Annotated in this window: 21 protein-coding genes; 8 read left to right on the top strand and 13 right to left on the bottom strand. The window is 64.8% G+C overall.

Annotated elements, in window-relative coordinates; genetic code table 11:
- The 3 genes from FJ417_RS10710 to FJ417_RS10720 all read left to right on the top strand — a co-directional run bounded on the left by FJ417_RS10710 (position 1) and on the right by FJ417_RS10720 (position 2,789).
- Positions 1-447 carry an RbsD/FucU domain-containing protein gene (locus FJ417_RS10710; protein WP_140783370.1) on the top strand — a complete coding sequence of 149 codons (447 nt, stop codon included), beginning with the start codon at positions 1-3 and terminating at the stop codon, positions 445-447.
- Positions 444-1,367, top strand: coding sequence for a carbohydrate kinase (locus FJ417_RS10715; protein ID WP_140783371.1), 924 nt, complete (start codon positions 444-446; stop codon positions 1,365-1,367). Before FJ417_RS10710 ends, FJ417_RS10715 begins: the two co-directional genes overlap by 4 nt.
- Positions 1,368-1,619: 252 nt before the next feature.
- Positions 1,620-2,789 carry a DegT/DnrJ/EryC1/StrS aminotransferase family protein gene (locus FJ417_RS10720; RefSeq protein WP_140783372.1) on the top strand — a complete coding sequence of 390 codons (1,170 nt, stop codon included), beginning with the start codon at positions 1,620-1,622 and terminating at the stop codon, positions 2,787-2,789.
- Positions 2,790-2,852: 63 nt separating this feature from the next.
- Here the strand turns inward: FJ417_RS10720 and cysQ are convergent, their stop codons facing one another.
- From cysQ to cysD, 3 genes are read right to left on the bottom strand one after another with little or no spacing between them, the layout of a single operon-like run.
- Positions 2,853-3,635, bottom strand: a complete 783-nt coding sequence (cysQ, locus tag FJ417_RS10725) for a 3'(2'),5'-bisphosphate nucleotidase CysQ (protein WP_181182644.1) — start codon at positions 3,633-3,635, stop codon at positions 2,853-2,855.
- A 10-nt stretch (positions 3,636-3,645) separates the two neighbouring features.
- Positions 3,646-5,583, bottom strand: coding sequence for a sulfate adenylyltransferase subunit CysN (gene cysN / locus FJ417_RS10730; RefSeq protein WP_181183195.1), 1,938 nt, complete (start codon positions 5,581-5,583; stop codon positions 3,646-3,648).
- 2 nt (positions 5,584-5,585) lie between these two features.
- Positions 5,586-6,491 (bottom strand): sulfate adenylyltransferase subunit CysD, encoded by a 906-nt coding sequence (gene cysD, locus FJ417_RS10735; protein WP_246672342.1) that lies wholly within the window; start codon positions 6,489-6,491, stop codon positions 5,586-5,588.
- Between the two features lie 456 nt (positions 6,492-6,947).
- Here cysD and FJ417_RS10740 point away from each other — a divergent pair, with 456 nt between their 5' ends.
- Entirely contained in the window at positions 6,948-8,240 is a 1,293-nt protein-coding gene (locus tag FJ417_RS10740; RefSeq protein ID WP_140783374.1) for an O-antigen ligase family protein, read from the top strand.
- Complete coding sequence (locus FJ417_RS10745; RefSeq protein ID WP_140783375.1) at positions 8,237-9,208, top strand: NAD-dependent epimerase/dehydratase family protein; 972 nt, start codon at positions 8,237-8,239, stop codon at positions 9,206-9,208. The genes FJ417_RS10740 and FJ417_RS10745 overlap by 4 nt, the downstream gene beginning before the upstream one ends.
- Positions 9,209-9,227: 19 nt before the next feature.
- Here the strand turns inward: FJ417_RS10745 and FJ417_RS10750 are convergent, their stop codons facing one another.
- The 7 genes from FJ417_RS10750 to FJ417_RS10780 form a co-directional block, all read right to left on the bottom strand.
- Complete coding sequence (locus FJ417_RS10750; protein ID WP_140783376.1) at positions 9,228-9,758, bottom strand: sugar transferase; 531 nt, start codon at positions 9,756-9,758, stop codon at positions 9,228-9,230.
- Positions 9,759-9,848: 90 nt separating this feature from the next.
- Positions 9,849-11,873, bottom strand: a complete 2,025-nt coding sequence (locus FJ417_RS10755; protein ID WP_181183196.1) for a nucleoside-diphosphate sugar epimerase/dehydratase — start codon at positions 11,871-11,873, stop codon at positions 9,849-9,851.
- A gap of 313 nt (positions 11,874-12,186) precedes the next feature.
- Positions 12,187-13,089, bottom strand: coding sequence for a dTDP-4-dehydrorhamnose reductase (gene rfbD, locus FJ417_RS10760; RefSeq protein WP_140783377.1), 903 nt, complete (start codon positions 13,087-13,089; stop codon positions 12,187-12,189).
- A 4-nt stretch (positions 13,090-13,093) separates the two neighbouring features.
- Positions 13,094-14,248 (bottom strand): dTDP-glucose 4,6-dehydratase, encoded by a 1,155-nt coding sequence (rfbB, locus tag FJ417_RS10765; RefSeq protein ID WP_246687426.1) that lies wholly within the window; start codon positions 14,246-14,248, stop codon positions 13,094-13,096.
- Positions 14,249-14,262: 14 nt separating this feature from the next.
- Positions 14,263-14,817 (bottom strand): dTDP-4-dehydrorhamnose 3,5-epimerase, encoded by a 555-nt coding sequence (gene rfbC, locus FJ417_RS10770; RefSeq protein WP_140783378.1) that lies wholly within the window; start codon positions 14,815-14,817, stop codon positions 14,263-14,265.
- A complete protein-coding gene (gene rfbA / locus FJ417_RS10775; protein WP_140657092.1) occupies positions 14,810-15,700 on the bottom strand; it encodes a glucose-1-phosphate thymidylyltransferase RfbA in 891 nt (296 codons plus the stop codon). Before rfbA ends, rfbC begins: the two co-directional genes overlap by 8 nt.
- A gap of 220 nt (positions 15,701-15,920) precedes the next feature.
- Positions 15,921-16,511, bottom strand: coding sequence for a biotin transporter BioY (locus FJ417_RS10780; RefSeq protein WP_140783379.1), 591 nt, complete (start codon positions 16,509-16,511; stop codon positions 15,921-15,923).
- A gap of 220 nt (positions 16,512-16,731) precedes the next feature.
- Between FJ417_RS10780 and FJ417_RS10785 the strand changes: the two genes are divergently transcribed.
- Positions 16,732-17,634: an MBL fold metallo-hydrolase gene (locus tag FJ417_RS10785; protein WP_140783380.1), complete on the top strand. Its 903-nt coding sequence runs from the start codon at positions 16,732-16,734 to the stop codon at positions 17,632-17,634.
- Here FJ417_RS10785 and FJ417_RS10790 read toward each other — a convergent pair whose 3' ends face one another.
- A complete protein-coding gene (locus FJ417_RS10790; protein ID WP_140783381.1) occupies positions 17,635-18,420 on the bottom strand; it encodes a DUF1499 domain-containing protein in 786 nt (261 codons plus the stop codon).
- An 82-nt stretch (positions 18,421-18,502) separates the two neighbouring features.
- Positions 18,503-20,131 (bottom strand): fatty-acid--CoA ligase, encoded by a 1,629-nt coding sequence (locus tag FJ417_RS10795; RefSeq protein ID WP_140783382.1) that lies wholly within the window; start codon positions 20,129-20,131, stop codon positions 18,503-18,505.
- Between the two features lie 190 nt (positions 20,132-20,321).
- Here FJ417_RS10795 and FJ417_RS10800 point away from each other — a divergent pair, with 190 nt between their 5' ends.
- Both FJ417_RS10800 and FJ417_RS10805 read left to right on the top strand, forming a co-directional pair.
- A complete protein-coding gene (locus tag FJ417_RS10800; protein WP_140643350.1) occupies positions 20,322-20,678 on the top strand; it encodes a hypothetical protein in 357 nt (118 codons plus the stop codon).
- A 107-nt stretch (positions 20,679-20,785) separates the two neighbouring features.
- Positions 20,786-21,175, top strand: coding sequence for a DUF427 domain-containing protein (locus tag FJ417_RS10805; protein WP_140783383.1), 390 nt, complete (start codon positions 20,786-20,788; stop codon positions 21,173-21,175).
- A 191-nt stretch (positions 21,176-21,366) separates the two neighbouring features.
- Here the strand turns inward: FJ417_RS10805 and FJ417_RS10810 are convergent, their stop codons facing one another.
- Positions 21,367-22,113 carry a polysaccharide deacetylase family protein gene (locus tag FJ417_RS10810; protein WP_140643344.1) on the bottom strand — a complete coding sequence of 249 codons (747 nt, stop codon included), beginning with the start codon at positions 22,111-22,113 and terminating at the stop codon, positions 21,367-21,369.
- Positions 22,114-22,160 lie beyond the last annotated feature (47 nt).

The following is a 22,160-nucleotide window of genomic DNA, read 5'->3' on the forward strand; positions in this document are numbered from 1 at the left end:
ATGCTGATCGGCATCCCGCCGCTGCTCGGGCCCCAGTTCCTGGCGACGCTCAGGGCAATGGGCCATGGCGACGAGATCGCGATCGTCGACGGCAATTATCCGGCCGAGGAACAGGCGCGGCGGCTGATCCGCGCGGACGGCCACCACGTCATAGCCGTCCTCGACGCCGTGCTCAGCGTGCTGCCGGTGGACGAGGCGGTGCCGGAGGCTTTGTTCCGGGCCTCGGTGCAGGGCGACCCGGCGCTCGCCGACCCCGTGCATCGCGAGATGGAAGCGGTTTGCGCCGTGCGCGCGCCGGGCCACAAGGTGGTTGCGCTGGCCGGGCCCGACTTCTATGCACGCGTCAAGGCCGCGCACGCCATCGTGGCGACCAGCGAACCCAGGCTCTTTGCCAACATCATCATCCGCAAGGGCGTGATCCATCCGCCGGAGACCAAGACGACATGATCCTTTGCTGTGGCGAAGCCCTGATCGACATGCTGCCGCGCACCACGACGGAAGGCGAAGCGGCGTTCGCGCCCTATGTCGGCGGCGCGGTGTTCAACTCGGCGATCGCGCTCGGCCGGCTCGGCGCCCCGGCAGGCTTCTTTTCCGGCCTCTCCTCCGACCTGTTCGGCGGCCAATTCCGCGACGCGCTCGGCGCCAGCAAGGTGAGTTCCACCTATGCGCACACCTCGCCTCGTCCGACCACGCTCGCCTTCGTGCGGCTCACCAACGGCCAGGCGGCCTACACTTTCTATGACGAGAACACCGCCGGGCGCATGCTGACCATCGAGGACCTGCCGAAGCTCGGGGCCGAGATCGAGGCGATGCTGTTCGGCGCCATCAGCCTGATCTCTGAGCCGGCGGGCTCGGCCTATGAGGAATTCATGCGACGCGAGCACCAAAGCCGCGTCATGATGCTCGACCCCAACATCCGGCCGAACTTCATTCCGGACAAGGCCAAGCATCTCAGACGCATCCGCGAGATGATGGCGATGGCCGACATCGTGAAATTGTCGGACGAGGACCTGAAATGGTTCGACGAGGCCGGCTCGCACGAGGATGTGGTGCGCAACTGGCTGGAGCGTGGGCCGCAGCTGATCGTCGTCACGCATGGCGGCGAAGGCGCCGTCGGCTACAGCAAGGCGCACAAGGTCACCGTCATGCCGCAGAAGGTGAAGGTCATCGACACGGTCGGCGCCGGCGACACGTTCAATGCCGGCATCCTGGCTTCGCTGCACGAGCAGGGCCTGCTCACCAAGGCGGCGATCGGCAGCCTCTCCGAGGACGCCATCCGCAAGGCGCTGGAACTCGGCGCCAAGGCCGCCGCGGTAACGGTTTCGCGGGCCGGCGCCAACCCGCCATGGCGGCACGAGATCGCCTGATCCGGCGCGGGGACTGACGTGAGCCCGCCCTTCGCGGCCGATCACTTTATGTTTCCCATCGGTGGAACGACGCGACAAGAGGGGCCGGAAAACACCTCTCAAAGCTCGGATTTCCGGCTTTTTCAAGCATTGCGCCGGCAAAGTCGGTAACACGCTGCGACACATGGGCAATTTGCGCCCGGCCGCCGCCGGCTTTCTCAGCCGGTTCAAGTCTGTTACCAGCGGGCCGGTTTTACAGGCATTGAGGCCGACATGCAGTTCATCGATCTTGGCGCACAGCGCGAACGTATCCGCGACCGGCTGAAGGTCGCTATCGACAAAGTCGTCGAGGACGGCCGCTATATCCTCGGCCCGCAGGTCGCCGAATTCGAGGACAAGCTGGCGGCCTATATCGGCGTCAAGCATGTGGTCGCCTGCGCCAACGGCACCGACGCGCTGCTTCTGCCGCTGTTTGCCGCCGGCATCGGCCCGGGCGATGCGGTGTTCGTGCCGAGCTTCACCTTTGCCGCGACGGCTGAAGTCGTCGCGCTGGCCAAGGCCGAGCCGGTCTTCGTCGACGTCGACCGCGACACCTACAACATCGACATCGCCAGCCTCGAAGCGGCGATCGAGATGATCAAGAAGGAAGGAAGGCTGAAGCCGAGGGCGATCATCCCCGTCGACCTGTTCGGGCTCTCCGCGGACTACGAGGCGATCATGGCGATCGCCAAGCGCGAGAACCTTCTGGTGATCGAGGATGCCGCGCAGTCGATGGGCGGTTCCGCCGACGGCCAGTCGATCGGCGGTTCCGCCGACGTCAAGATGTGCGGTGCTTTTGGCCATGTCGGCTCGACCAGTTTTTATCCTGCCAAGCCGCTTGGCTGCTATGGCGACGGCGGCGCCATGTTCACCAATGACGGCGCGCTGGCCGACAAGCTCCGCTCCTTCGCCTTCCACGGCAAGGGCGAGACGCAATATGACAATGTCCGCGTCGGCATCAATTCGCGCCTCGACACGCTGCAGGCGGCGATCCTGATCGAAAAGCTCGCCATCCTCGAGGATGAGATGGTGGCGCGCCAGGCCGTCGCCGACCGCTATGCCAAGGGCCTCGGCGACATCGTCAAGGCGTCGCGCAATCTTGGCCATGGCCGCTCGGCCTGGGCGCAGTATGCGATCGAGACGCCGAAACGCGACGGGCTCAAGGCCCATCTCGGTGAAAAGGGCATTCCGTCGGTGATCTATTATGTAAAGCCGCTGCACGAGCAGGTGGCCTACAAGGATTATCCGCGCACGCCGACCGGCCTCGCCGTCTCGGAGGCATTGCCAAAGCAGATCCTCTGCCTGCCGATGCACGCCTATTTGAGCGAGGCCGACCAGGACCGCATCATCGAGACGATCCGCAATTATATCGGGTCGAACTCGGCGCATGTGGCGGCGGCTTAAAGCCTGAAAGGTCGGCGCCGCCCCCCCTCTGTCCCGCCAGCATCGATAATTGGCAACGCTGCCCTAAGCCGCGGTCTTCCCCGTTGCAATGAAATGCGGGTTGGCGAAATCGCTGTCGCTCGCCTGGTTGCGCTTGCCGTAGACGAGCGGCTCGCCGTCCAGGGTGCGGGTCATGCCGCCGGCGGCGCGCAACACCGCGTCGCCCGCCGCCGTATCCCATTCCATGGTGCGGCCGAAGCGCGGATAGACGTCGGCTTCCGCCGCGGCGAGCAGGCAGAATTTCAGCGACGAGCCGACCGAGACGATCTCGGCGGCACCGAGATCGCGGATGAAGGCATCGGTCTCCGGCGTGTTGTGCGAGCGGCTGGCGACGACGGCGAGCGGCGAGCCGCCTGCCCGCACCGTGATCGGCCGGCGGCCGGCCACGCGATAATCGGGATCGACCTCGAGCGCCTCGGCCTTGCCGGGTCGTCCGGAGAAAAAGCGCCCCGTGCACGGCGCGAAAACGACGCCGACTTCCGGCACGCCATGGCGGACCAGCGCGATGTTGACGGTGAAATCGGTGCGGCGGTTGACGAATTCCTTGGTGCCGTCGAGCGGATCGATCAGGAAGAAAGCGCCGTCAAGATCAGGCGTTGCGATGCCTGCCGCCACCTCTTCCTCGGCCACGCAAGGGATTTCGGGATAGGCAGCGCGCAGGCCGGCCAGGATGATCTTCTCGCTTTCGCGATCGGCTTCCGTCACCGGCGAAGAGTCGGCCTTACTGTCGACGGCGCAGCCCTCGTGGAAGACGCGCATCACCTCGCGCCCGGCTTCGAGTGCCAGGCGCTCGAAGACGCCCAACATCGCCTCGTCGTCAGATACCGCCGCCATTGTCGTACTGCTCCTCGGCAATGTCGCGCTCGGTCAGCCAGTGTTCCAGGGCTTCCGCCATCTCCTGCGGGCTCCTGCCGAGAGTCTTCAGGTGAATTTCCGGATTCTGCGGCACCTCATAAGGAGAATCCACGCCGGTGAAATTCTTGATCTCGCCGCTCAAGGCGCGCGCGTAAAGGCCCTTCGGATCGCGCCTTGCGCATTCCTCGAAAGGCGTATCGACGAAGACCTCGACGAACTCGCCTTCGGCCATCAGCTCGCGCGCTACGCGTCGTTCGGCGGCGAAGGGCGAGATGAAGGAGACGATGACGATCAGGCCGGCATCGGCCATCAGCTTGGCCACCTCGGCGACGCGACGGATGTTTTCCACGCGGTCGGCGTCGGTGAAGCCGAGATCGCGGTTGAGGCCGTGGCGGACATTGTCGCCGTCGAGGATGTAGGTGTGGCGGCCGGACGCGAACAGCTTCTTCTCGAACAAATTGGCGATGGTCGACTTGCCGGAGCCGGAAAGGCCGGTGAACCAGAACACCGCCGGGCGCTGGTTCTTCAGGTCGGAGCGGCCGCGCTTGCCGACATCGAGCGACTGCCAATGGATGTTTTCGGCGCGGCGCAGCGAATGCAGGATCATTCCGGCGCCGACGGTGGCGTTGGTGATGCGGTCGATCAGGATGAAGGCGCCGGTGGTGCGGTTCTCGGCGAAGGGATCGAAGGCGATCGGCGCGCGGGTCGAGAGGTTGCAGACGCCGACCTCGTTGATGTCGAGCGACTTCGCCGCCTCATGCGCGAAATCGTTGACGTTGACCCGGTATTTAAGCTCGGTGACCGTGGCGCTGACCTGATCGGTTTCGGTGCGCAGGACGTAGGAGCGGCCGGGCAGCAGCGCCTGCTCGTCGAACCAGACGATGTTGGCGGCGAACTGATCGGCGACCTGCGGCCGCGCGGCCGGCGACACCAGCAGGTTGCCGCGCGACACCTCCACTTCGTCCTCGAGGACGAGCGTGACCGCCTGGCCGGCGACCGCCTGCTCGAGGTCGCCGCCCTGCGCGACGATGCGCTTGACCCGGGACGCCTTGCCCGACTTGGCCACGACGACCTCGTCTCCTTCAGAGACCACACCCGAGGCGATGGTCCCGGCGAAGCCGCGGAAATCGAGGTTCGGGCGGTTCACATACTGGACTGGGAAGCGGAAAGGCAGCTCGACGGCGGCCTCGTCGACCGACACGGTTTCGAGATGCTCGATCAGCGATGGCCCGGAATACCAGGGCGTGCGCTCCGAACGGCTGGTGACGTTGTCGCCGAAGCGCGCCGACATCGGGATCGGCGCGATGCTGACGAAGCCGAGCTCCTTCGCGAACTCGCCATAGTCGGTGACGATCCGGTCGAACACGGTCTCGTCGAAGCCGACGAGGTCGATCTTGTTGACCGCAAGCACGATGTGCCGGATGCCGAGCAGCGAGGCGATGATCGAATGACGCCTGGTCTGGCGAAGCACGCCCTGGCGCGCGTCGATCAGCACGATGGCGAGATCGGCGGTCGAGGCGCCCGTTGCCATATTGCGCGTGTACTGCTCATGACCGGGCGTGTCTGCGACGATGAACTTGCGCTTCGGCGTGGCGAAGAAGCGATAGGCGACATCGATGGTGATGCCCTGCTCGCGCTCCGCCTCCAGCCCGTCGACCAGCAGCGCGAAGTCGATGTCGTCGCCGGTGGTGCCGTGCTTGCGCGAATCCTTCTCGAGCGCCGCAAGCTGGTCCTCGAAGATCTGCTTGGTGTCGGAGAGCAGACGGCCGATCAGCGTCGACTTGCCGTCGTCGACCGAGCCGCAGGTGAGAAAGCGCAGCAGCGACTTCTTCTCCTGCGCGGCCATGTAGTCGCGGATCGAATCGGTCGGGGCGAGGCTTTTTGCCATGATGTGGCGCATTATCAGAAATAACCCTCGCGCTTCTTCTTTTCCATCGAGCCGGCCTCGTCGCGGTCGATGAGGCGGCCCTGGCGCTCGGAGGTGCGCGCGGTCAGCATCTCGCCGACGATCGCCTCCAGCGTGTCGGCGTCGGACTCGATCGCGCCGGTCAGCGGGTAGCATCCCAGCGTGCGGAAGCGCACGAGCCGGTTCTCGACCGCCTCGCCGGGGCGCAGCTGCATGCGGTCATCGTCCTTCATGATCAGCATGCCGTCGCGCTCGACCACCGGCCGCTCCTTGGCGAAATAGAGCGGCACGATCGGGATGTTTTCCTGCAGGATGTACTGCCAGATATCGAGCTCGGTCCAGTTGGACAGCGGGAAGACGCGGATCGATTCGCCCGGCGCGATGCGGGTGTTGAAGATCTTCCACATTTCCGGCCGCTGGTTCTTCGGGTCCCAGGCGTGCTGGGCGTTGCGGAAGGAAAAGATGCGCTCCTTGGCGCGCGACTTCTCCTCGTCGCGGCGGGCGCCGCCGAATGCGGCGTCGAAGCCGTATTTGTCGAGCGCCTGGCGCAACGCCACCGTCTTCATCACATGGGTGTGGGTGTTGGAGCCATGATCGAAGGGGTTGATGCCCTCGCGAACACCATCCTCATTGACATGAACCAAAAGGTCGAAGCCAAGCTTCTGCGCCATCTGATCGCGAAAGGCGATCATCTCGCGGAACTTCCAGGTGGTGTCGACATGCAGGAACGGGAAAGGCGGCTTGGCCGGATAGAAGGCCTTCATCGCCAGATGCATCAGCACGGACGAATCCTTGCCGACCGAATAGAGCATCACCGGCTTGGAGAAAGATGCCGCGACCTCGCGGAAGATGTGGATGGATTCGGCCTCGAGCCGCTGCAGATGCGTGAGCGCGATATTCATGGAGCGTCGAGCGTTCTTTCGTGCCGTGGAGCGGAAATCTTGCATCGCAGGCGCAATTCCATGCCCCCCGGGCGCAGATTTCACTTCAGACAAACTGTTTCGTGCGGGCGTTCTAACAGATCGGCGCCGCCGATAACAATGCAAGACCCGCGCGGCGCGAGGTGATTAGAGAACGAATTTTCCAAGCGCGGCCGGCAAAGCGGAAAATCCTGCCGGAGCCATCGAAAACGCGGAAGCGGAGAAAGCCCGTGGCGTCCGGGGAATTCCGAGGCCGTCCGATCGTGGCCTGGATCGGGGATTTCTGCCGCAACATCGTCGACCGCACTATCGCGGAGCGGCGCCAGCCGCTATACGGGCTCGGGGAACGGGCAAGGCGCGGCAAACGGAGATCGGCGAGGCGGCCTCTGGCTGGCTCCATGGATCCGGGCGCAACCTGGAAAATTGCGAAGCAAGCATTTGAACCCGTTTACAACGCTCCGGCGCCACCTCACGCCCACACAGATCAACATCTATTTCTCGATCGTCTGCTTTTTCTCGCCGCCGGTGCTTGGATCGCTGGTCAGCATCGCCTTCAATGCCGGTGGTGTGTGGTCCGCGATGCTTCTGGCCGCGAAACGCCGGCGCTTCAACATCGACCGGCCGATGCTCGCCGTCACGGTGGCGATCTATGCCTATTGCGCGGCCATGGTTCTGGCTTCGATCGTCAACGGCACGCTGGCCGCCGATCTACGGTTTTTCCTGCCGCTGATCACCTTCCTGCTTTTCCCCATCTCCTATTCGACCTGGAGCATCACCGAGAAGAGCGCGCTGGCACGCATCGCCATTCTGGCCAGCACCGCGGCCTGCTTCGGCGCGCTGGCGATGGCCGTGTTCCAGTATCATCGGCTCGGCGTGAGGGCGGAGGGCGGCGCCGGCAATCCGATCGTCTTCGCAACCGTTACCTGCCTTGCCGTCATGACATGCCTTGCCGGCGCGCTGTCGGGCATCGAGAAACGCTGGAAGCTGCTGGTCCTGGCGGCGGTCGCCGGAGTCATTGCGATTGTCTATTCGGGATCGCGCATGATCTGGGTGGCCGTGCCGATCGCCAGCATCGTCGTGCTTCTCATCAACCGTCGCCGGTTCACCGGCGCCAGCCTGGCACGCTTCGTGGCGATCGGCGTCGTGGTCGCCCTTGTGATCGCCGCCATCGGCTCCCGCGCCGTGCTGGATAGAACCGACTTCCTGGTCAGCGACTGGGATGCGCTGAACGCCAATGGTGACCATTCGACGGCGCTCGGCCTGCGCGTAGCGATGTGGGAAATCGGCTTTGCCGCGTTTCGCGACATGCCGATTTTCGGCCATGGCATCTCGGCGAGCCGGGCGCTGATGAAGCAGGGTTTTCACGAGCAGTTCGGCCTAAGCGCGGGTTTCAGCCATTTTCACAATGGCTTCCTGACCGCGCTGGTCGAGGCCGGTCTGCTGGGGGCGCTGGCCCTGGCGTCGATTTTCGTCGTCGCTGCCTGGAACGCGGCACGGACGCTGCGCCTCAGCGTCGATCCGGTGGAGCGGTTCGGCGCGACGATCGTCCTTGTCGCGGTCATCACCTATCTCACCGGCGGAATGGCCGGCATCCTGGTCGGCCACGACATCCTCGACGCGACGCTGATGGTGTTCCTGATCTCGGGGACCTACCTTGCATCCGGGCGGACGGCAGCGCCAACCGGGAGAAGCGCGCCTGCGGCGGCGCCGGACGCCAGCCTGCAACCATGAAGGTCCTGGTCACCGGCGCGACAGGCTTCATTGGACGCCGGGTCGTCAGCCGGTTGCGTGAGGCCGGATTCGGCATACGGATCGCCTCTCGCCAGCCGCAGCAACTGGCGGGCGTGGACGATGCCGTCGCGCTGCCCAACGCCGATGCGTCGGACGAAGCCTTCCTGGCGCTGATGCGCGAGGTGACGCATGTCGTCCACTGTGCGGCGCTCAACAATGACCGCAACGCCGGCGAGGCCGACTTCCAGGCCGTCAATGCGATGCTGACCGGACGGCTCGCCCGGGCGGCGGCCGCGCGCACCGACGGGCGCTTCATCTATCTCTCCTCGCTCCGCGCCGTGGTGGGCGCCGGTTTCAGCGGCACCATCGACGAGACCACGCCCCCTGCCCCGCAAGACGCCTATGGGCGCTCCAAGCGCGAAGGCGAGATCAAAACGCTGGAGGCTTTCGCAGCGGCAGGGCGCGCCGGGGCGACGGCGCTGCGGCTGCCGCCGGTCTATGGCGAAGGCATGAAGGGAAATCTGCGCGGGCTGACGCGCCTCGCTGCCAACGGCCTGCCGCTGCCAGAAGCCGCCCTGACGGCGGTTCGCTCGCTCGTCTCGCAAGACGCCGTGGCCGGCGCCGTGATGCATCTTCTGACCCGTCCCACGCCGCTGCGCCCGATCTATGTGCTCAGCGATGCTTCGCCGGTTGCGGTGTCCGAAATCATCACCGCGTTCCGGCGCGGATACGGCCGACCGGCCCGGCTTTTCCCCATGCCGGCCTTGCCGCTGCGCCTGCTGGCCACGCTGCTTGGCCGGCAGGCGCCATGGCAAGCCTTGATGGCGACGCAGATCTGTGACCCGTCCCTGCTGGCCTCGGAGGGCTGGATGCCGGAAACCGACACGCTCGGCCGGCTTGAGGAACTGGCGCGGCAGGCCGGTCAGAACGATTCCGGAAAGCGGCCAGGCTCGGCGCCTTCGCCGTAGCTTTCCTTCCGGGAGCGCCTCAAAAGAACGTAGCCAGCAATATCTTGAGGTCCAGGCTGGTCGAGGCGGCCTTGATGTAGGCCGCGTCGGTTTCCGCGCAAAGTTTTGGATCGGACATGTCGATCCCCTTGATCTGCGCGAGCCCTGTGATGCCTGGAAGTGCGGTGAGCACGCCCAGTTCCCTGCGCCGTTCGATCAGTTCCGCCTGCGTCGGCAGGCATGGACGAGGGCCGACAAGGCTCATCTCGCCGTTGAGCACGTTCCAGAGCTGCGGCAATTCGTCGATCTTGGTTGCCCGCAGCACCTTGCCGACCGCGGTGACCGAACCGGCCGGCGCTTCGTGCGTGGGCAAGGAAGGCGTTGCGCGATACATCGTGCGCAATTTGCGGCAGGCAAAGAGGGCTCCTCCCCGACCGACGCGGATCTGCGAAAAGATGGCGGGGCCGGCCGATGTTGCCCGGATTGCCAGCATCGCGACAAGCAGGACGGGAGCCGCCGCCACCAGCATCGGAACGGCGACCGCGAGGTCGAGCGCGCGCTTCGCGGTCATCGCTCAGATCCGTCGCCAAAAGGGGAACAATAGCGGCACATCCAGCCTGTATTCGGGTACACTTGGGTGGCTGCGCATGAACAAGTCAGGCTAAGCCGTTTGCCCTGCCGCTTTCGGCATGTCGCGATCTGGAATGTTCTGGTCCTGATGTAGCCCCGCCAGCACCGTAAGCGCGGCGCCCTTGTCGCGATCATGCATCGCGGCCACCAGCGCCGGCAGGGCCGCCTCGATCTTCGGCCATTCGATGACGCCGGTTCTGAGGCCGAAGATCTTGGCGGTGTCGAGCTTGACCACCTCCTCGTTCTCGGCATGCAGCGTCTCGTGCAGCTTCTCGCCGGGCCTGATGCCGGTGAAGCGGATCGGAATGTCGGTATAGGGGCTTTTGCCGGCCATGCGGATCATGGTTTCGGCGACTTCCAGGATCGGCACGGGCTTGCCCATGTCGAGCATGTAGATGGCGTAGTCATCCGCGCCCCGGCGCTGCTCGGCGTCGGCGGCCGACATGATGACGAGGTCGACGGCCTCGGCCACGGTCATGAAATAGCGGGTCATGCGCCGGTCGGTGATGGTGACCGGCCCGCCGGCCTCGATCTGCGCCTGGAAGATGGTCGCCACCGAGCCGTTGGAGCCGAAGACGTTGCCGAAGCGCACGGCGATGAATTTCGTGCCCGAATGATGCAGATCGGGGGCGCCGGCATGGTGGCCATTTGCCGCGCCAGCACGCGGCGGCCGCGAGGCCGCCTGGGCTTCATGCAGCGAGGAGACGACCTGTTCGGCCGCCCGCTTGGTGACGCCCAGCACCGAGGTCGGGTCGACGGCCTTGTCGCTGGAAATCAGCAGGAACTGCGGCACCCCGCATTCGGCGGCGATCTCGGCGCAGGCGAGCGTCCCGAAGACATTCGTCTCGATCGCCGCTTCCCAGTTCTCCTCGAGCAGCGGCACGTGCTTCAGCGCCGCGGCGTGAAAGATGATCGCGGGTTTGAACTCGCTGACGAGGCGCGTCATGTGAGGCCGGTCGGTGACGTCGACGATGCGGCTGGTCAGCCGGTCGCGTTCGCCGTCGTCGGTCTGCTGATCGAGCTGGAAGATGCCGAACTCGGAATTGTCGGCCACCAGCACCGCCTCGGCGCCCAGTTCCAGCGCGCGCTTGACCAGCACGCGGCCGATGGAGCCGGCGCCGCCGGTGACCATCACGCGCTTGCCGCCGACGAAGGCGCCGATGCGCGTGATGTCGGTGGCGACCGCCGAACGGCGCATGATGGTCGCCATCTCGACGGCATCGAGAACCAGCTTGCCGCCCTGCCCCAGTTCCGACAGGCCGGAAAACTGGACGACGGCGATGCCGCTGTGGCGGGCGATGCGCACCAGCTCGGCATAGTCCTCGATCTCGCGCTCGACCCCCTGGCCGAAGATCAGGAGGTCGAGGTTTTCCGTGCCCTTGACATATTCCTCCAGCACCTCGACCAGGCGCGGCCGCAGCGCCACGACCGGAACGCCCTGGATCCGCGTGCCGAGCGGCGCGTCGCTCTCGGTGGCCATGATGCCGGCGATGGCGTATTCGGCAGGCATGGCCGTGCGGGTGAAGCGGACGATCAGGTCCGCCTCGCTCAGCCGGCCGATGAACAGCGCCTGCTTGGTCGAGGCATCGCCGGCGGCGCGGCGCAGGATGCGCCAGCTCGCGCCGTCGCGCAGGAAGCGATAATAGAGCCTGGGCGCCGAAATGATGGTGAAGGAGACCAGGAAGAAGACGATGAACTGGCGCTCGTTGAGGCCGGCGACCGGCTGGAAGAAGAAGCGGAAGGCAAGCGAGGCCAGATAGAGAATCACCGTCAGGCTGCCGCAGCCCTTCAGGATGTTGAAGAAGTCGGGCGTGGAGGCAAAGCGCCAGACGGTGTTGTAGAGGCCGCTGGATCGGAACAGCAGATGGGCGATGAGCACGATGAGCGCCCAGCAGGCCAGCCCGCCGGAAGAGAACGCGTCGAAGGAAAGCCGCGACTGCGACAGGATGAGGCTAAGCGCAACCGCGACCAGGACCATGACGAGGTCCTGGATCATGATGATGGCGCGCCGCATCCTCGGTCGGAGTTCCGATACGGCTTCTACGTATGCGGTCATTGGGCAGTACTGGCTCCAGGCGCGGGATATGCCTACCAGAACGGCGCCGGCCCGACCAGCGTCCGCCACCACCCTGGATTGCAAATCCCCTACCCCCGTAACCCGGTTATCGCCTTAGCGCGGAGCGAGCGGGAGAGCCAGAGGTTTTTTGTTTGCATTGCGCTGTGGTGTTGACGAAGGGGCAGGGCATGGCCATTTGCTCCCCCGCGGTCATCTCAGAGCATCCTTCTACGACGCCTCGTTCATCGCATCGGACTGTCTCTATACGGCGCGCCAGATCGCTTCGGACCTATTCCATGGCACGGGCTGTCGATCAACGTCCCGAGGCCGAACGGTCGGCGACGATACGACCTACGGCAGCTCCGGTCGATTCCCGCCAATCCGGAGCGTTCCACCTGAATGCGGCCGCCGATTTCGCGCTCGATAGCCGCGAATTGGCCGGCCGCCTTGCCTTTGTCGGGTAATCGGCGGTTGCGATGTCGAGGATACGGGCATGCGGACCGCCAAGGGCCTGGCTCGTATCCAGGATGTGACGGGCAAAGCCGCTCCAGTTGGTGTCGCCCTCGCCCGCCAGATGATAGACGCCAAAGGCGGCAAAATTCTTGTCATTCGCCAGTTTCGCCGCCGCATGCAGGATGGCGTCGGCAATATCAAGCGCGGATGTCGGATTGCCCCATTGATCGGCGACGACTGGAATCTCGTCGCGGTCGGCGGCGAGGCGCAGCATCGTCTTGACGAAATTCCTGCCGAAGGGACTGTACACCCAGGCGGTGCGCAGGATGAGGTGGCGGGGGTTGGCGGCCGCCACGGCCTCTTCGCCGGCGAGCTTGGAGGCGCCGTAGACGCCGAGCGGCGCGGTCGGGTCGGTCTCGACATAGGCGCCGTTCTTGGTGCCGTCGAACACATAGTCGGTCGACAGATGGATGACGGGCACGCCGAGCCTTGCCGCGGCTTCGGCCACCTTGCCAGCGCCGGCGGCGTTCACGGCGAAGGCCAGGTCCTTCTCGTCCTCGGCCTGGTCGACGGCGGTGTAGGCGGCGGCGGAAACGACGATGTCGGGCCTTGCCGCTTCGAGGGCTGCGAACACCGTGTCTGGCCGCGCCAGGTCGAGCGCCGGCCGGCCGACGGCCACGACCTCGACATCGTCGCGGCCCCGCGCCGCCTCGACCAGGCTTGCGGCTACCTGGCCCTCGCGTCCGGTGACGGCAAGCCTCACGTGGTTACCTTCCTGCTCTCGGCCGCGTTCCCGGCCGGGCTGCTTTCGACCCCTGCATTTTGGGCGTTCTCGACCGGGACGTTTCGATCGGGCGCTTTTCCGCCGTAGCTCGGCCCAGCCGCGCGCCGTCGTAGCGCTGCTCGCGGATCGGCCCCCACCACCATTTGTTGTCGAGATACCAGTCGACGGTCCTTGCCAGGCCGCTGTCGAAGTCCTCCCGCGGCGCCCAGCCGAGGTCGCGCGCGATCTTGGAGGCGTCGATCGCATAGCGCCGGTCATGGCCGGGGCGGTCGGTGACGAAGGCGATCAGCTCGCGATAGCGCTTGCCGCCGGCGCGCGGCCGCCTTAGGTCGAGAAGATCGCAGATCGCCTCGACGACGCCGAGATTGGTGCGCTCGGAATTGCCGCCGACATTGTAGCTCTCGCCCGGCTGCCCCCTGGTGGCCACCAGTTCAAGGGCCCGCGCGTGGTCCTCGACGAACAGCCAGTCGCGCACATTGGCGCCGGCGCCATAGACGGGCAGTGGCTTCTCGTCGAGCGCGTTGAGGATGACCAGCGGGATCAGCTTTTCCGGGAAATGATAGGGGCCATAATTGTTCGAGCAGTTGGAAAGCACCACCGGCAGGCCATAGGTCTCGTGCCAGGCCCGCACCAGATGGTCGGATGCCGCCTTCGAGGCCGAATAGGGCGAGGACGGCGCGTAAGGCGTCTCCTCCACGAACATGCCGCCGTCGAAAGGCAGGTCGCCAAAGACCTCGTCGGTCGAGACATGATGGAAGCGGAAGCCGCCTTGGCGAGTCTCGGACAGTCCGCGCCAGTATTCCAGCGCGGCATTCAGGATGCGGTAGGTGCCGACGATGTTGGTCTCGATGAAGGCGCCGGGGCCGTCGATAGAGCGGTCGACATGGCTCTCGGCGGCGAGGTTCATGACGATGTCGATGTCGTCACGGCGCAAGATCTCCAGCACCGCGCGCTCGTCGCAGATATCAGCCTGCTCGAAGCGGTAGTTGTGCGCGTTCTCGATCGGCCTCAGCGAAGCGAGGTTGCCGGCATAGGTGAGCTTGTCGAGATTGGTGACGCGATAGGCCGGATTGGCGCACAGATGCCGGCACACGGCCGAGCCGATGAAGCCGGCGCCTCCGGTGACCAGAAAATTCATGCCGCCATCCCTCCTCACGCGAACACCTCCGCCAGGCCGAGCAAGGGCGCGTTGCGGTCCTTGTCCGAAAGCTGGAAGCCGCCCGCGATCGCCGGCCATTTTATGCCGATCGCTGGGTCGTCGAAGCGGATCGAGCGGTCGTGCCCGGGTGAGTAGGCGTCGGTCACCTTGTAGAGAACTTCGGTATCCGGCACGAGCGTGACGAAACCATGCGCGAAACCCTTCGGCACGAGGACCTGGTTGCCCTTTTCGGCCGATATCTCCAGCGCCACCCATTTGCCGAAGCTCGGCGAGGCAAGGCGGATGTCGACCGCGACATCGAAGACGCTGCCCCTGATGACGCGCAGCAGCTTGGCTTGCGCGCGCGGCGGCAACTGGTAATGCAGGCCGCGCAGCACACCGGCGGCGGCGGAATAGGAATGATTGTCCTGCACGAAGGCGAGATCGATGCCGGCTTCGGCGAAGCGTTCGGCATTCCAGGTCTCGCTGAAAAAGCCGCGCGCGTCGCCATGCCGCTTCGGCACGATCTCCAGCACGCCATCGAGGCCGAGCGGCCTGACCTCAAGCACCGCGTTCCTCCATCAGATCGGCCACCCGCCGGCGCAAATAGGCGGCATATTCGTTCTTGCCGAGCCGAAAGGCGCGATCCAGAACCTTGTCGGCGCTGATCCAGTGCTGCTCCAGCGCAATCTCCTCGGGGCACGCAATCTTGATGCCTTGGCGATGCTCGATCGTGCGCACGAAAGACGATGCCTCGAGCAGGCTGTCATGCGTGCCGGTGTCGAGCCAGGCATAGCCGCGGCCGAGACGGTGGACATGCAGTTCGCCACGCTCGAGATAGACGTTGTTGACCGCCGTGATCTCGAGCTCGCCGCGCGCCGAAGGGCGGATCGTCGAGGCAATGTCGACCACGTTGTTGTCGTAGAAATAAAGACCGGTCACGGCCCAGTTGGACTTCGGCTTTTGCGGCTTCTCCTCGATCGTCAGAGCCTTACCGGACGCCTTGTCGAAGGAAACCACGCCATAACGCTCAGGATCGTCGACATAGTAGGCAAAGACCGAGGCGCCGCCCTCGCGGATCGCCGCCTCGCGGCAGAGTTGCGACAGGCCGCCGCCAAAATAGATGTTGTCGCCAAGGATCATCGACACGCTGTCGTTGCCAATGAACTCGCGGCCAATGATGAAGGCTTCGGCGAGACCGTTGGGCTGCGGTTGCTCGGCATAGGACAATTCCAGCCCGAATTCGGAACCGTCGCCCAGCAATGCCTGAAAGACCGGCAAGTCGCGCGGAGTCGAGATGATGAGAATCTGGCGAATTCCCGCGAGCATCAGCACGCTCAGCGGGTAATAGATCATCGGCTTGTCGTAGATCGGCAGTATCTGCTTAGAAATCGCTAATGTAAGCGGATAGAGACGTGTTCCGCTGCCGCCCGCAAGGATAATTCCTTTCAACAAGCTCTCCTTGAACTACCGCGGCCCCCGCCTCGACGCCAAGTTGCCCGTGCTTAGTTTTCGGGCGCTGGCTTGTCAATGTCGGCTTCGACTGCTTCCCGACGTTACTTCATCGCTTTCTATCATCTGGCATAAGGCGGTTTCGAGCGAAATCCGACAGCGCCATGAAAAAGGGCCGGCCGGCGCTTGTCGCCCGCCGGCCCTTTTCTCGCCGATTGTCTCAGCCGCGCTTGAGCAATGTCCACACGGCCGGCACAAGGCTGGCGGCCAAAGCCACCTTGATCAGGTCGCCGACGATGAAGGGCAGGACGCCGAACTGCCAGGACTTTTCCGGCCCGATGAGGATCGCCAGCCAGGCAAAGCCCATGGCCATCATGACGACCTCCGCCGTCAGCATGGCGCCGAACAGCTTGAACGGATTGCGGTCCCAGCCGCGATCCGCGGCCCAGCCGGCGATCGCCGCCATGACCACGAAGCCGGCAAGATAGCCGCCCGTCGAACCCAGCATATAGGCGATACCGATGCCCTTTTCCGGCGTACCCTGGAAAACCGGCAAGCCAAAAGCGCCTTCGGCGAGGTAGAGAAGGAGCGTGGCGACGGCCAGCCGCAGGCCGAACGCCGAGGCGATCAACAGCACGGCCAGCGTCTGCAGCGAAATGTCGACCGGGCCGAGCACCACTTTGGTCTTGGCCGAAAGCGTCAGCAGCAGGGTTCCGACGAGTGCCAGGAAGAGCTGAGTCGCGAGCCGGGCAGCGCCCCGATCCGGCAGAGTGAGAGAAACAAGCGGGCGCATCGTGGTTGCAGTTGCCATGGTCTTCCCCATTCTGGCTAATCTATTGGGTGGCTGATTTGCTAGCTTGAAGCGCGCCGCGCAGAAACGGATTTCAGGCAACGCGCTTCAAACTTTGTGTCGCTGCATGTCGTTCTCCCAAAACCGCTGCGCACTTTTGGGCGACATGCACTAATTTTCCTATATTGGCTTCCGTATCGGGCGGCAATCACTTTGCCGCATTGCAACGGAGCCCGCCGGCATGGCCCTTGAATTCGACACCAGTTTCGATCCCGCCTATGGCCGGGCGGTTGCGGTTGCGCCGGATGTGCTGCGCATCACCGCCATAAATCCGAGCCCGTTCACCTTCCACGGCACCAACAGCTATCTCGTCGGCCGCGAGACTCTGGCGGTGATCGACCCAGGCCCGGAAGACGACGCCCATCTCGAGACGTTGCTTACCGCGATCGCTGGCCGCCCGGTCAGCCACATCTTCGTCAGCCACACCCATCGCGACCATTCGCCGCTCGCGGCGCGATTGAAAGAGCTGACCGGCGCGCCAACGCTTGCCGAAGGCCCGCATCGACCGGCCCGGCCTTTACCCGAGGTCAATCCGCTCGACGCCAGCGCCGACCTTGGCTTCGTTCCCGATGTCGTGCTGGCCGACAATGCGCTGACCCAGGGCGACGGCTGGGCAATCCGCACCGTGCTGACGCCCGGCCACACCGCCAACCACGCCGTGTTTGCCCTCGAGGGAACCGGAACCCTGTTTTCAGCCGACCATGTCATGGCGTGGTCGACCTCGATCGTCGCACCGCCGGACGGCGCCATGGCCGACTATATGAGCTCCCTCGACAGGCTGCTGGCGCGCGACGATCGCTTGCTTTTGCCGGGCCATGGCGGGCCAGTGACCGCGCCGCGAAGGTTCATGCGCGGCCTCAAGACGCATCGCAAGATGCGCGAAAGGGCGATCCTGGAGCGGATCCGTTCCGGAGACCGGACGATCAAGGAGATGGTCGGGGCGATCTATCGCGACACGGACCCGCGGCTGCACGGCGCCGCGGGGCTTTCGGTGCTTGCCCATCTCGAGGATCTGGTCGCGCGCGGCCTGGTCGCAACCGACGGCGAGCCTGCCATCGACGGTGTTTTCAGTCCCGCCGGCTGATCACTCGGCCGGCGCCGCGCCGACTTGCCCGGCGACTTCCTGGTCGAGCTCGCCGAGGAAATCCGTGATGCGGGCGGCGTTGTCGCCGAGGTCGTAGCGACCGTAGCGCGAGGCCGAGCGCATGTCGACGACGACCTGCTCGCCGTCGTCGGTGACGCGGATGGCTACGTCGGCCGGCAGTCCGAGCACGAAGCCCTTGGCCAGCGCATTGATGGTCGCCTCGCTCTGGCCGTTGATGTCGGGATAAGGTGCCGTCAGCTGCCAGTCGCGGCGGTCGAGCACGGTTTCGACAGCGTCGACGACGGTTTCGAAAGGCAGGTTGTAGCTGCGCCCGCTAACTAGCGGATAGGCGTCGGCCTGCAGGCTCTGTTCGCCCGGGGTGGGCGGCGACAGCTCGTTCATGTCGGCGGTGCGTTCGCTGGTGTCCAGTACCGGCGGATCGTCGAGATCGGTCGAGATGTCGCGCAGCGGCGGATAGATCGTCGCCCAGTAGACGGCGACGCCGTATGGCGCCAGCACCAGAAGCGCCAGCAGCGCGCCGATGCTGAGATCGCGGCCACCGCGATCGCCGAAACTCCAGACCCTGGACAGACCGAGACCAGCCAGCAACAGGGCAAGCGCCGCCAGCAGCGCCACGACCGCCAGCACCCACAGGAAAGGCGGTGTGTCGACGAGACCCAGCCTGTAGGCTGCAATGACGGTGAGCAAAAGGACGAGGGAAAATGCCCCGATCCGCCGCGACCAGCCGGCCGCCCTCGACGTCTGCCGTTCAGGAATAGATGCCATTCTGTGCCGTGTCGTCCCAACCCGCGCCGAGAGTTAGCGGTTTTTGACGCCGGCTTGAAGCCGAAAGATCAAACATTTTTGGTCAATCCGTCGGCAGGCGGTAACCCTTGAACTGGTCGCGCAAACTGGTCTTCTGGATCTTGCCGGTGGCGGTGTGCGGAATTTCGCCGACGAAAGCCACGTCGTCGGGCATCCACCACTTCGCCACCTTGCCGCTCATGAAGGTCAGGATGTCGCCCTTGCTCGGCTCCCTGCCGGGCTTGCTCACGACGACCAGCAAGGGCCGCTCGCCCCATTTCGAATGCGGGATGCCGATAGCCGCCGCCTCCGCCACGTCGGGATGGCCGACGGCGAGATTCTCGAGATCGATGGTCGATATCCATTCGCCGCCGGACTTGATGACGTCCTTGGCGCGATCGGTGATCTGCATGTAGCCGCTGGCGTCTATATGGGCGACATCGCCGGTGTCGAACCAGCCATCGGCATCGAACTGCTCGGCGCCGGCGCCGCCATAATAGGCGCGGGCCACCGCGGGGCCGCGCACCTTGAGATGTCCGAAGGTCTTGCCGTCCCAGGGCAGCGCGTTGTCGTCGTCGTCGGTCACTTTCATTTCGACGCCGAAGGGCGAAAAACCCTGCTTGCCCTGGACATCGAGCCGCGCCTCGCCAGTCAGCGTCTCATATTGCGGCTTCAGGGTGCAGAGCGTGCCCAGCGGCGACATCTCGGTCATGCCCCAGGCATGCACCACCTGCACATCGTAGTTGTCCTGGAACTTGGCGGTGATGGCGCGCGGACAGGACGCGCCGCCGATGACGACCTTCTTCAGGTGAGGCAGCTTCTTGCCGGTCTCCTCCAGATATTGCAGCAGCATCATCCAGACGGTCGGCACGGCCGCGCTGAACGTCACCTTTTCGGTGTCGAGCAGATCATAGATCGAGGCTCCGTCCATCCTGCAGCCGGGCATCACCAGCTTGGCGCCGATCATCGGTCCGCTCTGGCCGAGACCCCAGGCATTGGCGTGGAACATCGGCACGACAGGCAGGATCACATCCCGGGTGGATATGCCCATGGCGTCGGGCATGGCGGCCATCATGGCGTGCAGGACATTGGAGCGGTGGCTGTAGAGCACACCCTTCGGGTCGCCCGTCGTACCCGAGGTGTAGCACATGCCGGCGGCGGTGTTCTCGTCGAACGCCTTCCAGGCGAAGGCGCCATCGGCCTCGGCCAGCCATTCCTCATAGGCGACGGCATTCGCCAGCGACGTTTGCGGCATATGCGCCCGGTCGGTCAGCACGATCACCTTTCTCAGCGACCGGATTGCGCCGGCGATCTTTTCCAGGAGCGGCACGAAGGTCAAATCGACGAAGATCGCCTTGTCCTCCGCATCGTTCATGATCCAGGCGATCTGCTCGGGAAAAAGCCTCGGGTTGAGCGTGTGATAGATCGCGCCGATGCCCATAATGCCGTACCAGGCCTCGATATGGCGGGCCGTGTTCCAGGCAAGGGTTGCAATGCGGTCGCCGAGCCTGAAGCCGTCACGCTCCAGCCGCTGCGCCACCTTGAGCGCCCGGTGATGGATTTCGGCGAAGGTGGTGCGCACGATCGGGCCTTCGATCGAACGCGACACGACCTCCCTGCCGCCGTGCTGGCGTTCGGCATGGTCGAGCAGCTTGTGGCAAAGCAGCGGCCATTCCTGCATCAATCCAAGCATCTGTTCCTCCCCTTTGCGCATTCGCGTCGTTTGTTTCACGCATTGTGGAACGAACCGGCGGTTTGTCCAGCCGCTATAAGTAGAAGCCCGTGGATGGATCGAAGAACCTGAAAAACCGCCATAATCCGGCCATCGTCGCCGTTAAGCTTGATTAACGGGCTGGGTGAGATTGGCGAATGGAGTGGTTCGCATGGACGCGCAGCTCGACGATAAGGCTCTCGAAAGCACGCTTGCCGAAAGTCTGGACGTTCTGACGCCGGACACCAAAACAGTTTCCGAAGATGAATTTGCCGAAGTCGTCGGCGGCGCGCTGGAGGCCGTCGGCGGAACGTTGCTGTTCAAGATGCGCGTCGAAAACGGGACCGAGGGTGAACATGTCGCCGCGGCCTGCGTTGGCAACGCCGACAATCGTCAGTTCCTGCTGCTGACGCTGCCGACCAGCGGCGGCGCGCTGAAGGTCGAAACCGCGGCGAGAAGCACCAATCCGGTTGCGGGCATTGCCGCCGCCTATGCCAGCCTCATGGATGCCTTCAAGACGGCCGCCTGACGGCTGCGTGACAGACATTCAATGAATGGTGATGACACCTCGCGCCGCGCGGGCTTGCGCGACGCGCTTGTCCGACACATGTAAATCTCCCCCAAGGAGACCCATTCATGGACAAGCTCGCCAACCCCGCCCCCGGCTTCCAGCGCAACCCGGACAAGGCGATCACCGTCGAACCCTATCGCGGCAGCGTCATCGTGCGCGCGGGCGATACCGTCATCGCCCGGTCGACCCGGGCCAAGGTGCTGTCGGAGCCGCCCTACGCGGATGCCTTCTACATCCCGTTCGACGACATCGATTTCAACAAGCTGGCCGCCACCGAGCACTCGACGCATTGCCCGTACAAAGGGGATGCCAGCTACTGGAGCGTCCGCGAAGCCGGCGACGTCGGCGAAAATGCAATGTGGGCTTATGAGACGCCATTCGACGAGATGGCCGAAATCCGCAATCACGGCGCATTCTATACGAGCAAGGTAACGGTCGAGGCTGAGCCGGGCTGAGCCTTTGTTGGCCCGCCAGAGGTGCCTTGAGATTCAGGTCAGGCCGAGCCGACAAAAGCGAGTTCCGAGAACCGGCCTACGCCGGCCGTAACCTTAACTGACGTGCCATTCATGAGTGCTTCGGCTGGCGAAGGTCGGAAGCGCAGGAACTCGCTGTTCGCAGGCCGGCTTCACCTGAATATCATGGCAACTCAGTCCGTCGTGCCGTCGTTGCCTATGCCCTCGGCATCGTCGAGGCGCACGAAGGTCATGCCCTTCTGCTTCAAGGCGAGCAGCCCCTGAACCACGCCCTCGCCGGCCGCATGGGTCGGCTGGTTGATGTGGGCGATGATGACGTCGCCGTCCTTGGCGGCGGCAATGCGGCGCGCGGTTTCCTTCGCGCCGAGCAGCGAGCCGCCGTCGCCATTGACCGAGAAGCCGGCGATCTTGAAGCCCAGCCTGCGGATCATGGCGATCGCCGAGGGGCTGTATTCGGCGGTTGCGCCGCGAAACCATTTTGGCGCGGGCCCGCCTGCGCCGGCTAGCGCGGCGGCGCCGGATTCGACCTCGGCCTGCACGGCGTCCGGGCTGCCGGCGCTGCGGATGCCGTAGATCTTCTGCGGCGTATCGACCGCCGGAATGTGGCGGCCGCCGTGGTTTTCCAGTTCGAACAGATCGGGATGCGCCCGCATGATCTCGACGGCTTCGGCATTGCGCTTCAGCCAGATGCCGGTAACGAAGATCGTCGCCGGTATCCTGTTGTCGACGAGCGCCGAAAGTATCCTCGTGTCGGTCTTGCCGCCGCAGGCATCGAGCGTCAGCGCGACGCGCCCGCCGCCGACCTCGAGGCCCTGCGGCTTCACATGCAGCGTCGGCTCGAGCAGCGGCGCGGCTTTGACCGCCGACGCCGCGAACAGCGACAGCGCCATCGCGCAAAGGGAATTTCGAAGCACGCCCATCATTCGTTCCAAACCGGCACGTTCGGGCATTCTCCGCGCCGCGCCAA

The sequence above is a fragment of the Mesorhizobium sp. B3-1-7 genome, from assembly GCF_006439385.1.
GTDB lineage: Bacteria > Pseudomonadota > Alphaproteobacteria > Rhizobiales > Rhizobiaceae > Mesorhizobium.